Origin of the sequence: Pseudarthrobacter sp. NPDC058119, assembly GCF_042884655.1 — a bacterium.
GTDB lineage: Bacteria > Actinomycetota > Actinomycetes > Actinomycetales > Micrococcaceae > Arthrobacter.
On record NZ_JBHVTN010000011.1, the window covers coordinates 39,070 to 53,515 of the forward strand.

Here is a 14,446-nt window from a genome sequence, read left to right on the forward strand (position 1 = left end):
TGTTACTCCTCGCCGGTCTGGGCCTGCCCTTCCACCAGCTCGCGGACAGCGTCGATGAAAGTACCACCACGGTGAGCGTAGGAAGAGAACTGATCCATGGAAGCAGCTGCCGGAGCCATGAGCACGGTGTCACCGGATTCGGCGAGCCGGGCCGCTGACGCAACGGCCCAGGACATCACCTGTTCTCCAGTGCCGGGGGTACCGGCAGGGGTGCCACCGGGCGCCGAAGCAGTCTCCACTCCTTCAGTTTCGCCTGCCCCCGGTTCGATCACCGGGACATCCGGCGCGTGTCGCTGGAGGGCTTCCCGAAGGTGCGAGGTGTCGGTTCCGATCAGGACAACCGCCTTGAGCCGTGCGGCGTGGTCACGGACCAGGTCGTCGTAGCTGACGCCCTTGGACAGTCCGCCGGCGATCCAGACCACCTTGCTGAAGGCCGACAGGGACGCCGACGCTGCATGGGGGTTGGTGGCTTTGGAGTCGTTGACCCACAGGACACCGTTCCTGCGGGCGACGGGCTGGATGCGGTGGTCGCCGGGCACGTAGTCGAGGATGCCCTGGCGGACGGCCTTGGCGTCCACGCCATAAGCGCGCACCAGGCCGGCAGCCGCAAGGGCGTTGGCCACCATATGCCGGGGGGCCAGCGGGCCGAGGTCGGCCATCGAGGCAAGCTCCGCCGCGCTGTCCCGGCGTTCTTCGATGAAGGCCCGGTCCACCAGCAGCCCCTCCACGACGCCGAGCATGCTGATGGCCGGCGTCAGGGTGGTGAAGGCAACGGCGCGGCAGCCTTCCACCACGTCGGCGTTTTCCACCATGCGCTCGGTTTCCACCTGCTCGGCGTTGTAGATGCAGGCTTTCTGGGTCCGCTCGTAGACCTTTGCTTTGTCCGCCAGGTAGGAATCATAAGAGCCGTGCCAGTCGACATGGTCTTCGGCCACGTTGAGGCATACGCTGGCCACGGGCGAGACCGATTCGGCCCAGTGCAGCTGGAAGCTGGAAAGTTCGACGGCGAAGACGTCGTACTCCACGGGGTCACGGAGGGCATCGAGGATGGGGGTGCCCACATTGCCGACGGCGATGGCCTTCAGGCCCGCGGCCCGCAGCATCGATTCCGTAAGGCCCACGGTGGTGGTCTTGCCGTTGGTGCCGGTGATGGCCAGCCAGTCAGCCGTCTTCCGGCCTTCCCTGGTCCTTACCCGCCAGGCAAGTTCGACGTCGCCCCAGACCGGGATGTGAGCCCGTGCCGCTGCGGCCAGCAGGGCCTGGTCCGGACGCCAGCCGGGCGAGGTGACGATCAGTTCCGGAAGTTCGCCGTCGATCTTCGGCAGGTGGGCGACCGCGTCCGGGCCCAGCAGCACATCGGCGGCACCTACGATCTTCAGGGTGTCGGCATGGGCGCGGGCTGTGTCGCTGGTGGCGGCATCCACCACCACCACGCGGGCACCGAGCTCGATCAGGGTGTCCGCGGCGGCAAAACCGGACACGCCGATGCCCGTCACGGCCACGCGCAGCCCGGCCCAGTCGGAGTCCCAGGAAACGAGGTTTGCCAGGCGGGGGGAAACGGTCACAGCAGCACAACCCATTCAGCGTAGAAGATGCCCAGGCCCGCGGCGACGAACAGTCCGCCCAGAATCCAGAACCTGACCACGACGGTCACCTCGGCCCAGCCCTTGAGTTCGAAGTGGTGCTGCAGTGGCGCCATCTTGAACACGCGTTTGCCGCCGGTTGCCTTGAAGTAGCCCACCTGGATGATGACGGACAGCGTGATGAGCACGAAGAGGCCGCCCACGATGCCCAGCAGCAGTTCGGTGCGGGAGAGGATGGCGAATCCGGCAACGGCTCCGCCGATGGCCAGGGAGCCGGTGTCGCCCATGAAGATCTTTGCCGGTGAAGTGTTCCACCAGAGGAAGCCCACCAGTGCGGCGCTGAGGATGGCGGCCAGGAGGGCCAGGTCCAGGGGGTCCCTGACCAGGTAGCAGCCGCTGCCGGCTTCCCGGGGGGAACCGCAGGCCTGGTTGCTTTGCCAGATGCCCATGAGGGTGTAAGCCCCGAACACCATGATGGAGGCGCCGGCCGCGAGGCCGTCCAGTCCGTCGGTGAGGTTGACGCCGTTGGTGGCGGCGGTGACGATCAGGTTGGACCAGATGACGAAGAGCACAGCGCCCAGGACGGTACCGCCAAAGGCGAGGTCGAGCCAGGGCACGTCCCGGACCAGGGAGATCTTTGTCGACGCGGGGGTCAGCCCGGCGTCGTTGGGGAAGTTCAAAGCCAGGATGGCGAAGATGATGCCGACGGCTGCCTGGAGGATGAGCTTGGCCTTGGCGTTCAGGCCAAGGCTCCGTTGCCGGGAGATCTTGATGAAATCGTCCAGGAAGCCCACCAGTCCCATGCCCACCATGAGGAACAGCAGGATGAGGGCCGAGGCCGAGGGCCCGGGGGAATCAGGGTTCATCATAAGCATGATGAGGTGGGTGAGCCCGTAGCTCAGCAGGACCGCAGCCACCACCACGGTACCGCCCATGGTGGGCGTTCCGCGCTTGGTGTGGTGCGATGTGGGGCCGTCGTCCCGGATGAACTGGCCGTAGCCACGGCGCACCAGCAAGCGGATGAACAGTGGGGTGCCCACCAGGGCAAAGAGCAGGGCAAGGCCTGCGCCGATCAGCAGAGCAATCACAGCAGAGTGCTCCTTTCGTCGGCAGGGGTCGGGGCTGGGGGTAATGCTATCCGATCGCCCAAGTGGCGCAGTCCCACGCTGTTGGAGGACTTGAACAGCACCAGGTCGCCTGGCTGGAGTTCTGCGGCAAGGACGTCGTAGGCCTCCTCAAGTGTTTCCGCGAAAAGGCATTCGTCGCCCCAGGAGCCCTCATTGACTGCCGAAACGTACAGGGCGCGGGCCTCGCGCCCGATCACCAGCAGCCGGGAGATGTTGAGCCGCACCACCTGGGTGCCGACGGCGGTGTGCTCGCGGATGGAGTCCCCGCCCAGTTCCAGCATGGCGCCAAGCACGGCCCAGGTGCGGCGTCCGCGGCCCAGGTCGGCCAGGGTCCGCAACGCTGCACGCATGGATTCGGGGTTGGCGTTGTACGCATCGTTGATGATGGTCACGCCGTCCGGCCGCTCCGTACGCTCCATGCGCCAGCGGCTGGCGGCGGCCTGGTTGCCCAGCGACTCGGCGATGTGGTCCCCCGGGACGCCCGCAGCCCAGGCGGCCGCTGCGGCTGCCAGCAGGTTCCCCGTGTGGTGTGCTCCAATGAGCCTGCTGCTGACATGCCGGGGCGCGGCGCCGTCGGGCAGCTGGAGATCGAATTCGGGGCAGCCTTCGGCGTTGGTGTCGGCGTTCAGCGCCTGCACCTGTGCGTCCTGGCGGCCTTCCGAGGAAAAGCCGAGGACTTTGGCGCCGGTGCGGCTGCGCATGGCTGCGACGCGTTCGTCGTCGAGGTTGATGATCGCGGTGCCCCCGGCCGTGAGTCCCTCCACCATTTCGCCCTTGGCCAGCGCGATGTTTTCCACTCCGCCGAACTCGCCGGCGTGGGCGGTGCCCACGGCAAGGACGACGCCGATATCCGGTTTGACCATCTCCGCGAGGTAGCGGATGTGGCCGATGCCGGTGGCACCCATCTCGATGACCAGGTACCGGGTGTCGGTGCCCGCCCGGAAGACCGTGAGCGGGACGCCCACCTCGCCGTTGTAGGAACCCTGGGGTGCCACGGTGTTGCCCTGTGTGGCCAGGATGCCGGCCAGCAGGTCCTTGGTGGTGGTCTTGCCGGCCGAACCGGTAATGCCAACAACCGTCAGCCGGCTGCCGGCCTCCGCACGGGCGGCGCGGATGCGGCGGACTGCTTCGGCGGCGAGGGCGCCCATGGCCAGGACGGCGTCGGCCACCACGATGGATGGGTGGCCGGACACGGGACGCTCGACCAGGGCCAGGACCGCACCGGCGGCAAAGGCCGCATCAATGAAATCGTGGCCATCGGCATGCTCGCCCGGCTTCGCGACGTACAGCGAACCCTGGGTGGCTTCGCGTGAATCCGTCACCACCGAGAGGGGCGTGATTCCGGGATCGGCGTCCAGGCGCCCGCTGGTGATTTCGGCGATTTCCGCCGCAGTAAATGCAATCATCTCGGTCTAGGACTCTATCCGGTCGTCATGGAGAACGTTGAATCCCCTGGCTGTCAAGGCGGTCCGCAGTTCCACCCTGTCGTCCAGGGCGATATTCACGCCCTTCACTTCCTGCCATACTTCGTGGCCGCGGCCCGCGACAAGGATGGTGTCCTGCGGACGTGCCAGCGCCACGGCGTGCCGGATGGCCTCCGCGCGAGGGAAGACCTCCTGCACTTCGGTGCCCAGGGACTCGTTGCCGAGGGCTTCACGGGCGCCGGCCATAACGTCGGCGCGGATCGCCGCAGCATCCTCGTCGTGGGGGTCGTCGTCGGTGATGATCACGGTGTCGGCGAGGCGGGCAGCGATGGCTCCCATGGCCGGCCGTTTGCCCTGGTCCCGCTGTCCGGTGGCGCCGAAGACGACGATCAGGCGCGAGTCCGGTTCCGGTGAGCGGACCGCTTCAAGCGCCCGTGCCAGGGCGTCGGTGTTGTGGGCGAAATCCACCACGGCGGCCGGCCGGTCGGAGACCAGCTGCATCCGTCCGGGCACCGCCACCGTGAAGGGGTCCGCGGTGTCCAGCGCGGCCTGCAGGACAGCAGGATCGACGCCGGAGGCGAGGACCATGAGGACGGCCAGGGCGGCATTGGCGACATTGAAGCTGCCGGGCAGCCCGGTGCGGACCTCGAGGTTGGCGCCGCCGGGCCCGCTGAGCGTGAACCGGGTCCCGAGCCCCTGTGGCGATGCCGCGGTGACGGTCCAGTCCGCCGATACCAAACCAGTGGTGCTGAGCGTGGTGACCGGCACCTGGGCGGTGCCGGCCAGCTGCCGGCCCCACTCGTCGTCGACCGTTACAACTGCCCGCCGGGCACGGCCTGGCGTGAAAAGCTCTGCCTTGGTGGCGAAGTACTCCTCCATCGTGTTGTGGAGGTCCAGGTGGTCCTGGGTGAGGTTGGTGAATCCAGCGACGTCGAAGAGGAGCCCGTCCACCCGCTGGTATGAAATGGCATGCGAGGACACTTCCATGGCCGCCGCGTCGAGCCCTCGCTCGCGCATCAGGGCAATAAGGCCGTGCACCTCGGTGGATTCCGGGGTAGTCAGGAGGCTGGGAATCGGCACCCCTCCGGCCAGGATCTCGATGGTGCCGATCAACCCGGTCTGCCGGCCCAGGGCGCGCAGCAGCGAGGTGATGAAGTAGGTGGTGGTGGTCTTGCCGTTGGTACCCGTGACGCCGAAAAGCTGTAGCGGGGTCCCGCCGGGCGGCTGGCTCCCGTAGATCATGGCTGAGAGCGGCCCCACCACATTGCGGGGCTTTTCGACGACGAGCACGGGCACCGGTGTGTCCGCGGAGAGGGCGAGCAGGCGCGCGCCGGCGTCGTCCGTCAAAACGGCCACCGCCCCGGCTCCGATGGCGTCCGTGGCAAAGTCTGCGCCGTGCCTGCTGGCGCCGGGCAACGCCACGTAGAGGTCCCCGGGCTCCACGGTGCGCGAGTTGAGAGATATGCCGGTGATCTCCAAGTCAGCGGCCGGAGCGGGTACTGCCACGCCAACGGCCTGCCCGACGGCGGCCAGCGGGACGGGCGCTACGGCTGCAGGGCGGAAGCGGCCTGCTTTTTCATCCCCGGCTGCGTCGCTGCCGGGCGTGGTGAACTCTGACAAGGGGATCTCCGATGGTGCTAGTGCGTGCCCGGCATGGTTCTTCCCCGGGCACTGTGATGCGCTGGATGCTGCTGGTACTTCCGGCGTGGGACGGCTGCTACTTGGCGTACTGGGGCATCCTGGCCGGCTCGCCGGTTGAAGGCTGGACGTTGTAGGTCCGCAGCGCCTGGCTCATCACGGACCGGAACACCGGCCCGTTGGTGATGCCGTAAATGCTGCCCTTCGGCCGCTGGAGCACCACCTCCACAATAAACCGCGGATCATCCATTGGTGCCATTCCCACGATGGAGGCGGTGTAGCCGCAGTAGCCGGGCTTGCCGTCGTCGCAGGGCGATTCGGAGGTACCGGTCTTGGCCCCTACCCGGTAACCGTCGATGCCGGCATCCTTGATTTCGCCCTCGGTGACGGCACTTTCCAGGATGTCCTGGACCTGCTGGGCCGTACTGTCCGAAACGATCTGCCGGGGCGGCTGGGCGGGTACCTTCTCCTCGGTGCCGTCAGGTGAAATGTAGGAATCGATCAGCCGCGGCTGCAGCATCACACCGTTGTTGGCGATGCTTTGGTAGGCGCGGACCGTCTGGAGCGTCGATTGGGAGACGCCCTGGCCAAAGAGGACAGTGTACTGCTGGCGCCCGTCCCACTGGTCCGAGGGTGTCAGGATGCCCGATGCCGTGGCGGGCAGTCCGATATCCGGTGCTTCGCCGATGCCGAACTTCTTCAGCCAGTCGTAGCGCTGTTCCTTGCTGAGCCGCTGGCCCGCCATGACGGTGCCGGTGTTCATGGAGTACCCGATGATTCCGGCCAGCGTCCGTTCCTCGGTGCCATGGGTGAATGCGTCGCTGAAAGTCTGGCCGTCAACCGTGTAGGTGGGTGGGATGGTGAACGTATCCAGCGGCTTGGCCAGGCCCTCATCGATCACGGCTGCGGCGGTCATCATCTTCTCCACCGAACCGGGCTCATACGCCGCGGTCACGGAGCGGACCCCGCGGTCCTTGGCGGCCACGGCGCCAGGGTTGTTGGGGTCGGGGGCGTTCGTGTCGGCCAGGGCCAGCAGGTTGCCCGTCTTGGCGTCCATCACGATGATGACGCCCCATTCGGCGCTTAGTTTGTCTGCCTGGCTCTGGATGGCCTGCTGGGCAAAGTACTGGAGGTCGGAGTTGAGGGTGAGTTTGACGTCCTTGCCGTTCTGGGGCGGCGTCAGCTCGTCCAAACCAACCGGGATGCGGAGCCCGTCGGCCCCGATCTCGAACAGGCGCTTGCCGTCCGTTCCCTTCAGTTTGTCATCCTGTGTCTGCTCAATGCCGGCCTGCCCGGTGGTCCCGTCCTGGAGGAATCCCACCACTCCCCCGGCCACGGCGCCATTGGGGTAGACGCGCTTGCTGACGCCCTCCGCAACAATGCCTGGCACCTGGAGCTTGGAGATCCTGTCCTCGACGTCAGGCTTCACGTCCTTGGCCACGATGTAATAGGGCTGCGTTCCGGTGACGGCGTCGTGGACGGCATTGGTGTCCATGCCCAGGGCCGCTGCGAGTTCGGAGATTGCCTGGTCGCGGCTGACGTCCACCAGCTTTTCGTGCCCGTCAGTTTGGTCGAGCCGTTTGTAGGACTCGGTTTTGGTGTTGACCCGCTGGTCAACCACGATGTTGTAGCGGATCACGCTGTTGGCCAGGACGGTGCCCCGCGAGTCCAGGATGCTGCCCCGCTCGGCGGGCAGGATGGCGGAGGTCATGCGGCTGTTCAGGGCAGCTTCCGCCATGCCGCCGACATCCAGCCCCTGGACCAGGAAGAGCTTGCCGCCCACCACCAGCAGGAGCGTGAGCATGATACCCAGTCCCAGGCGCAGTCGCTTGGTGGCGTTGGGTACCTTGCTTTTTACTGCGTTGCCGGTCGTCTTCGCCACCGTGAATTTCCTTGCTGCTCGACGCTGCTGCCTGGCCTGCGTGCCAGCCTACTGTCCGGGAACCTTTTGCTGGGGAGCCGGCACCGAGCCGCCGTGAAGTTCAGGGGCCGGAGTTGCTGCCGCTTGTGCGGCTGCGGCCTGAGCCGCGGCCTGGGCTGCGGCCTGGGCCTGTGTTGCCGCCTGGGCCGCTTCCGCCGCCGGGGCTGAGGAAGTCCGGCCCGCGACGGGAGCCGTTGTGTTGCCGGCGGCCGCGTCCTTGGGTGACGGTACGATCTGCTGACCTGCGACGGCCGGCGCAGGGATTACCGCTCCCACCGGTGCCCCTTTAACTGCGGGGGTGGCCTTGCCGGTCACCGAGAGTGTGGATAGGTCAATCTGTCCTTTGACGGTGGAGGCGACCATTCCCAGCTCGGTGGCCTTGGCCGCGAGGTTCTGGGGAGCTTCAAAGCTCTGCACCTGCTGGGTCAGGTCCTGGTTGGTCTTCGTCAGTGAGCTCTGCTTGGCGCGCAGCTCCACCAACTGGTACTGGGCGGTGGACACTGAGATGTTCAGGACCAGCACCGCCACCAGTGCCACTGCGAGCATGGCGAAGCACAGCACAACGAAGGGTGCACGGCGCTTCCGGGGCGCCGAGCGGACCACCGAGAGCGGTGTGCGGGCCTTCTGTCCCCCACCCGGCTTGCCTGCCGGCCTGGTGTCGGGCGCCGAGCTGCCGGAAACAACGGGAAAGTTCTTGACGGCGGCGGTGCTCATGCAGCTCTCCTGGCTCTGATTCGTTCTGCCGCACGAAGCCTGGCGGAGGCAGCACGCGGGTTTTCGGCGATTTCGACGGCGGTTGGCACCTCGGTGCCTTTGGTCAGGGTCTTGAGTTCGGGTTTGTGTTCCTCCAGTTCCACCGGAAAACCGAGGGGAGCCGAAGACTTGGAGCGGGACTGGAAAACGCCTTTGACGATCTTGTCTTCCAGGGAGTGGTAGGACATGACCACAATGCGTCCACCCAGGGCCAGGGATTCGACGGCGGCGGGAACGGCCCGTTCCAGGACATCGAGTTCCTCGTTGACCTCGATCCGCAATGCCTGGAAGGTCCGCTTGGCCGGATGTCCACCCGACTTGGCAGCGGAGGCCGGCACTACGGAACGGATCTGTTCCACGAGTTCGCCGGTCGTGGTGAATTCCTTGACGGCACGCGCGGCCACGATCCTGTTGGCAATCCGGCCGGCGAACTTTTCCTCGCCCCATTTCCGGATGATCCGCACCAGGTCTTCTTCGCTGTACGTATTCACTACGTCCGCGGCGGTCTGGCCGCGACTGGTGTCCATTCGCATGTCCAGCGGCGCGTCGAAGGAGTACGCGAATCCCCGCTCACGTTCGTCAAGCTGCAGGGAGGAGACGCCCAGGTCCATGAGGATTCCATGCACCTCGGCGACGCCGAGGTCTGCCAGGACATCCTGGATCTCGTCATACACCGCGTGGACCAGGTCCGTCCGGGCGGCGAACGGCGCCAGCCGCTCCCCGGCGAGAGCCAGCGCTTCCTCGTCCCGGTCGATGCCGATGAGGTGGAGGTCGGGGAACCGCTGGAGCATGGCCTCGGAGTGGCCGCCCATGCCCAAGGTGGTGTCGACGGCAATGGGGGTTTCGCCGCGCAGCCTCGCCGCCTCGAATCCAGGTGCCAACAAATTGATGCACCGGTCGCGAAGGACCGGCACATGGCGTTCGGACGTGGGCTTGGGTTGATCGGTCACGCCTTGTCCTTTCCCGCCGTCGTTGTCCCCTGCTGTTCCTGGGATCAGATCCCCATCCGCGCCTACCGTCATGCCCGCCTGGCTCCGGGGAAGGTGAGCCAGGTTGGCAGCCGATGGGCCGGCTGGAGATCTCATCCAAGAAACGTCCCTGCCGCTCCCTCCGGAATTCAGAGAATGCCCGGGATGGGATCGTCAGTTTCGGAAAAGGCTGTTTCCTTCTCCGCGAGGTATTCATTCCAAGCCTGGGCGTCCCAGATCTCGGCGCGGGTACCGGCGCCGATGACGGCAAGTTCCCTTCCGAGTCCTGCGTACTCCCGGAGCGCCGGTGGAATAGTCACGCGCCCCTGCTTGTCAGGTACCTCGTCCGAGGCTCCAGAGAGAAAAACGCGGATGTAGTCACGTGCCTGCTTGGAGGAGATTGGAGCCTCCCGCATCTGCTCGTGGACCCGCGCAAATTCCTTCTCGCTGAAGACGTAGATGCAACGCTCCTGGCCCCTCGTGAGCACCAGGCCGCTGGCAAGTTCCTCGCGGAACTTAGCGGGGAGAATGATCCGTCCCTTTTCGTCCAGACGCGGCGAGTGAGTGCCCAGAAACACTGGCCCACCGCCTGTCCGCCGTCAGGAACTGCACATCCCCTATGTTGCAACCACCCTCTTATGTCCTCCACATTACTCCACTTTCCACCACAGTCAACGCAAAACGGCCCCCGACGAGGGCAAATAATGGGAAAGGTTCGGCGAAATGACGGGGATTCGAGGCGGTGGTGGGAAGTGGAGGAAATTTGCCACCCGGCGGCGCCCGCGGAATGCGGCGGGACAGCGGACGGGTGGTATCCGCAGGAATTTGCCGATTAAATGCGAAAAGACCCGCCGGAGCGGGCCTTTTACGTCGATTCCCCGTGGCCGGGGAGCGAAATGGAGGAGCTGGGGGCCGCAATACGGCCGGCCGGGCTCCGGGGTTAGGGCTCACCCCTGCGGCGCTCATCCCAGCGCTCTTCGAGGCTGCTCATGAACGAACTGCGCTGCTTGCCGGGCTTTCCGCCCGCAGCCTTGGATCGGGCCTTGCCGCGGGAACTGCGCATCGTGGCGAAGTAAACCCCGCCGCCCATCACCACAAATCCCAGGACTCCCACGAGAATGCTTTGCAGGGTGACCCCCACCAGCAGCAGGAACACGCCTGCCAGCGCGCCGAGGACACCGATGACCACATGCCTGGTTGACCATGAACGCCCCGGATCCGAACCCATTGAGTTCGCGAATTTCGGGTCGTCCTCGTGAAGCTGCTTCTCAAGCTGCTCAAGCAGCTTCTGTTCGTGCTCCGACAGCGGCATCACGACCTCCTTTTGTAGGCCAACGTCCGGGCTGATCCCAGCCACTACTTCTACTCCGTAGAACGCCTGCTGCTGCTGGAAAGTTCCCGCCCGGCCGGCCTTGGCCAAAACAGGAACCCAGCATGCGGTCGCGGGAGCGGGAGCATGTCCAAGAGGGTCCGGCAGTAAGTCCATTCACTCGAAACTATGTATCTCTAAGGATAGATTGTCGAGGGCTGATCTGAAAGACGGCAATGACTTCGGCGGACCCCGTCAGCCGGGCCGCCCGGTACTGCCGTCCGGCCCCTTTTCGGGCTCCATCAGACGGGCCGGAAGGACCGATTTGTTGCCGAATTTCCGCGCCACTTCGTCGAGTACCTGCTCGGCCGCCCGCCAGTTGTCATCCCTGCGGTCAATGCTCAGCTGGAGCGAGGTCCGGGCTGCTTCCTCGAGCTGTTCAGCCCTGACTCCCACCAGGCGCACTGGCATGGCCCTGGTTCCGACGGACTCAAGGAGCTGGAGTGCCACAGCGTAGAGCAGCTGGGCGCTGTCCACCGGGGTCTGCACGGTCCTGCTGCGGGTGATGGTGGAGAAATCAGCGAACCGCAATTTCAGGGCCACGGTGCGGGCCACCATCCCGGAACTGCGCAGGCGGCCGGCGGTGCGGTGGGAAAGGCGCAGCAGCTCCCTGCGAAGAAGGGCATCGTCGTCGGTATCTGTGGCAAAGGTCTCCTCCGCACCGATGCTCTTCTCAAGCCGGACCGGCGTCACCGGGCGCGGATCAATGCCCCAGGCGAGCTGGTGGACGTGCTCCCCCGTTGCGCCCAGGACCTTCTTCAAGGACGACACGGGAGTAGCTGCCACGTCCGCCACGGTACTGATGCCCATCTTTGCCAGCACCTCTTTGGTCTTGGCACCCACGCCCCAGAGGGCACCCACGGGCAGGCTGTGCAAGTAAGGCACCGTCTGGTCTGGGCCGATGAGCAGGAGCCCGTCCGGCTTGCACCGGGTGGACGCGATTTTGGCAACGAACTTGGTCTCCGCAATGCCCACCGAAGCGGTGATGCCGAGCTCCGCTGCCACCCGGCGGCGGATCAGCTCACCGATGCCGCGGGGCGGCCCCAGCCTGCGGATCGCACCCGTGACGTCAAGGAAGGCCTCGTCAACGCTCAGCGGCTCGACCAGGCCGGTGATGGATTCAAAGATGGCCATCAGCTGCCCGGACACCTCGTAGTAGAGCTTGTGCCGCGGTTCGATCACCACGGCCTGCGGGCACATCCGCAGCGCCACAGCCATGGGCATCGCAGATTTGACGCCGAAGGCCCGGGCCTCATAGGAGCCGGACAGGACTACCGAACGCTCTCCGGGGAAGCCGACGATCACCGGCTTGCCGCGCAGTTCGGGCCGCGTCCGCAGCTCCACCGAAACGAAGAAGGCATCCATGTCGACGTGCATGATGCACGTGCGCCGGCGGCCCGGAAGGCACGCGGCGGATACCTGGTTCATACCTGCTGGCCCCACGGCTGCAATCCTATCGGCTTGTCCGGGCTGGACTCGTTTGTCGGGAGCGCATGGCAGGCTGGCTAAACTGGAGGCTGGTTCCGCCAACAACACCAGGAGGAAAGTCTTCGTGACGGCTATTGGATACTTCAAGCCAGCTGGCCTGGCCGCGCTTGCCGCTGTTGGGGCGCTGGTCCTGGCCGGTTGCAGCCAGGCACCGTCCGGACAAGCCGAGCCGTCCCCGTCCGTTGCCGCCTCCCAGTCCGCCATCACGGCCTCACCCAGCCCTTCGGCGTCGCCCAACACGTCCGCAACCGTGGGCGCCGTGGTGGAGGGCTTCCCGCAGCAGCTCCTCCCGCTCATGACAGGGGCAACGGTGGTATCGAGCAGCTTCGACAAGGCTTCCACTCCGGCAACGGCAGCACTCGTGGGCACAGTGACGGCTCCCACCGCAGCCGTCCTCGACTTCTACACCAAGGCCTTGGAAGGCCAGGGCTTCAAAGCGGTCCCCGGCGACAACGTGGGCGGGGTGGCCTCCAAGGATTTCGTCCGCGGTGACAACGAGACTGTCAACCTTTCCGTGGTTGAAGCCGCGGGCGTTTCCACCTTCACCATCGGTGCCAACGTGGCAGCTGAGTCAGCCAAGTGACGGCCGCCGAGCAGCTGAGGAACGAACAGGCCGACTTTGTGGCGGGGGTGGCCGGTGAGCTCACCGGCTTCCTGACGGCACGGCAATCCGTGATGTCCGGCATCTCCCCGGACATCGAACCCATCATGGGATCGATCTCCAACCTGGTGACCGGCGGCAAGCGGCTCCGCGCGCTGATGTGCTACTGGGGCTGGCGGGGCGCTGGCGGCGACGCGGGAGCGGGCCAGGTGGTGACGGCCGGCGCCGCGCTGGAGCTGTTCCAGGCGGCTGCCCTGATCCACGACGACATCATCGACCGATCGGATACCCGGCGGGGCGGTCCCAGCGTGCACCGCCGTTTCAGCCAGCTTCACACCTCGCAGGGCTGGGCACTGGACAGCGAACGGTTTGGCCAGGCGGCTGCCATCCTGGCGGGCGACCTTTGCCTCTCCTTCAGTGAGGAGGCGTTCACTGACATCGGTGAGCGGGCCGCAGCTGGAAGCAGGGCGCGGCTGATCTTCAACCTCATGAGGGCCGAGGTCATGGCCGGCCAATACCTGGACATCCTCGAAGAAGTGGCAGGTCCGGTCCGGGACCGGGCCGGTGCCGTCGGCAGGGCACAGTCGATCATCCGGTTCAAGAGCGCAAAGTACTCCACGGAACACCCCCTGGCCCTGGGCGGGGCCCTGGCGGGCGCCACCAACGATCTGCTTCGGGGCTACTCAGCGTTTGCCCTGCCGCTGGGCGAAGCCTTCCAGTTGCGCGACGACGTCCTGGGCGTCTTTGGCGATCCGTTGACCACGGGCAAACCCGCGGGCGATGACCTGCGCGAGGGGAAGCGGACAGTCCTGGTGGCACTGGCCCTGGACCAGGCGTCTCCCGAGGAATCGGCCTTTATTGATGCAAGCCTTGGCAGTCCCGAGTTGTCTGACGCTGACATCCTCGAAATCCGGCGGATAATCGAGGATTCCGGTGCACTGCAGGCCACTGAAGTGCTCATCGGCGAATTCGGGGCAGCAGCTTTCGAGGCGCTCGACGGGCTGGAACTGGAAGAGTTGCCCAAAACCGCCCTGCGGAGGCTGGCTGAGGCAACGGTCAGCCGAGCCTCCTAGGGGGCTGTTACCAGGCCAGGGTTTGGGCCCGGCGCCGGATTTCCGTCTTGCGGCCTTCCCGCAGGGCGTCGATGGGACGGCCTCGGAGGGATTCGTCTTCCGTGAACAGCCACACAATAAGGTCCTCATCCGAGTAGCCGGCATCTGCCAGCACCACGATGGTTCCCCTTAAGCTGTCCACCACCTGGCCGTCCTGGATGAATTCCGCGGGCACCGACCGTATTTTCCGTTCGCCCACGCGCAGGGCCGCCAGGGAACGCTCGTCAATCAGGCTGTGCACCTTGGTGACTGAAACATCCAATAAACGGGCGACGTCGGGCAGCGGTAGCCACTGGCCCACCAGGTTTTCTACATTACTCACGGATAAAGGTTGCCACGCCGCCCGCCCCGGCGCCTAGTCGGGGCGATGCAATCCGGCCCTGGCCTGCGGACACTCCCAAAAAGAAGCCATTACCCGAATTTCAAAAATTCTTGTGCTATCCGCAAATTCATGAGAGATTC

At 65.8% G+C, this 14,446-nt stretch carries 13 protein-coding genes; 2 read left to right on the forward strand and 11 right to left on the reverse strand.

Features of this window, described 5'->3' with window-relative positions:
* Positions 1 to 2: 2 nt before the first annotated feature.
* The 10 genes from murD to dinB all read right to left on the reverse strand — a co-directional run bounded on the left by murD (position 3) and on the right by dinB (position 12,211).
* Positions 3 to 1,580, reverse strand: coding sequence for a UDP-N-acetylmuramoyl-L-alanine--D-glutamate ligase (gene murD / locus ACFVTD_RS19585; RefSeq protein ID WP_387566345.1), 1,578 nt, complete (start codon positions 1,578 to 1,580; stop codon positions 3 to 5).
* Positions 1,562 to 2,671 (reverse strand): phospho-N-acetylmuramoyl-pentapeptide-transferase, encoded by a 1,110-nt coding sequence (gene mraY / locus ACFVTD_RS19590; RefSeq protein ID WP_387566347.1) that lies wholly within the window; start codon positions 2,669 to 2,671, stop codon positions 1,562 to 1,564. Before mraY ends, murD begins: the two co-directional genes overlap by 19 nt.
* On the reverse strand, positions 2,668 to 4,116 hold the full coding sequence (gene murF, locus ACFVTD_RS19595; protein ID WP_387566350.1) for a UDP-N-acetylmuramoyl-tripeptide--D-alanyl-D-alanine ligase: 1,449 nt from the start codon (positions 4,114 to 4,116) through the stop codon (positions 2,668 to 2,670). Before murF ends, mraY begins: the two co-directional genes overlap by 4 nt.
* A gap of 6 nt (positions 4,117 to 4,122) precedes the next feature.
* Positions 4,123 to 5,754, reverse strand: coding sequence for a UDP-N-acetylmuramoyl-L-alanyl-D-glutamate--2,6-diaminopimelate ligase (locus ACFVTD_RS19600; RefSeq protein WP_387566353.1), 1,632 nt, complete (start codon positions 5,752 to 5,754; stop codon positions 4,123 to 4,125).
* A 97-nt stretch (positions 5,755 to 5,851) separates the two neighbouring features.
* Positions 5,852 to 7,654: a peptidoglycan D,D-transpeptidase FtsI family protein gene (locus ACFVTD_RS19605; protein ID WP_387566356.1), complete on the reverse strand. Its 1,803-nt coding sequence runs from the start codon at positions 7,652 to 7,654 to the stop codon at positions 5,852 to 5,854.
* Positions 7,655 to 7,702: 48 nt separating this feature from the next.
* The gene (locus ACFVTD_RS19610; RefSeq protein ID WP_387566359.1) at positions 7,703 to 8,407 is read right to left on the reverse strand and encodes a hypothetical protein; all 705 of its coding nucleotides are present in this window, start codon (positions 8,405 to 8,407) and stop codon (positions 7,703 to 7,705) included.
* Positions 8,404 to 9,396: a 16S rRNA (cytosine(1402)-N(4))-methyltransferase RsmH gene (rsmH, locus tag ACFVTD_RS19615; protein WP_387566362.1), complete on the reverse strand. Its 993-nt coding sequence runs from the start codon at positions 9,394 to 9,396 to the stop codon at positions 8,404 to 8,406. The genes ACFVTD_RS19610 and rsmH overlap by 4 nt, the downstream gene beginning before the upstream one ends.
* A 167-nt stretch (positions 9,397 to 9,563) precedes the next feature.
* Positions 9,564 to 9,992: a division/cell wall cluster transcriptional repressor MraZ gene (gene mraZ, locus ACFVTD_RS19620; RefSeq protein ID WP_018763545.1), complete on the reverse strand. Its 429-nt coding sequence runs from the start codon at positions 9,990 to 9,992 to the stop codon at positions 9,564 to 9,566.
* A gap of 362 nt (positions 9,993 to 10,354) precedes the next feature.
* Entirely contained in the window at positions 10,355 to 10,726 is a 372-nt protein-coding gene (locus tag ACFVTD_RS19625; RefSeq protein ID WP_387566365.1) for a DUF3040 domain-containing protein, read from the reverse strand.
* Between the two features lie 252 nt (positions 10,727 to 10,978).
* Positions 10,979 to 12,211, reverse strand: coding sequence for a DNA polymerase IV (dinB, locus tag ACFVTD_RS19630; RefSeq protein WP_387566368.1), 1,233 nt, complete (start codon positions 12,209 to 12,211; stop codon positions 10,979 to 10,981).
* Between the two features lie 124 nt (positions 12,212 to 12,335).
* Here dinB and ACFVTD_RS19635 point away from each other — a divergent pair, with 124 nt between their 5' ends.
* On the forward strand, positions 12,336 to 12,854 hold the full coding sequence (locus tag ACFVTD_RS19635; RefSeq protein WP_387566370.1) for a hypothetical protein: 519 nt from the start codon (positions 12,336 to 12,338) through the stop codon (positions 12,852 to 12,854).
* Complete coding sequence (locus tag ACFVTD_RS19640; protein WP_387566377.1) at positions 12,851 to 13,945, forward strand: polyprenyl synthetase family protein; 1,095 nt, start codon at positions 12,851 to 12,853, stop codon at positions 13,943 to 13,945. Before ACFVTD_RS19635 ends, ACFVTD_RS19640 begins: the two co-directional genes overlap by 4 nt.
* 7 nt (positions 13,946 to 13,952) lie before the next feature.
* Here ACFVTD_RS19640 and ACFVTD_RS19645 read toward each other — a convergent pair whose 3' ends face one another.
* A complete protein-coding gene (locus ACFVTD_RS19645) occupies positions 13,953 to 14,306 on the reverse strand; it encodes an Rv2175c family DNA-binding protein (RefSeq protein ID WP_387566380.1) in 354 nt (117 codons plus the stop codon).
* Positions 14,307 to 14,446: the final 140 nt, after the last annotated feature.

Coding starts and splice junctions, on each gene's coding strand:
- ACFVTD_RS19625 (WP_387566365.1), bottom strand. CDS start 10,726: ATGCCGCTGTCGGAGCACGAACAGAAGCTGCTTGAGCAGCTTGAGAAG.
- dinB (WP_387566368.1), bottom strand. CDS start 12,211: ATGAACCAGGTATCCGCCGCGTGCCTTCCGGGCCGCCGGCGCACGTGC.
- murD (WP_387566345.1), bottom strand. CDS start 1,580: ATGGGTTGTGCTGCTGTGACCGTTTCCCCCCGCCTGGCAAACCTCGTT.
- murF (WP_387566350.1), bottom strand. CDS start 4,116: ATGATTGCATTTACTGCGGCGGAAATCGCCGAAATCACCAGCGGGCGC.
- ACFVTD_RS19610 (WP_387566359.1), bottom strand. CDS start 8,407: ATGAGCACCGCCGCCGTCAAGAACTTTCCCGTTGTTTCCGGCAGCTCG.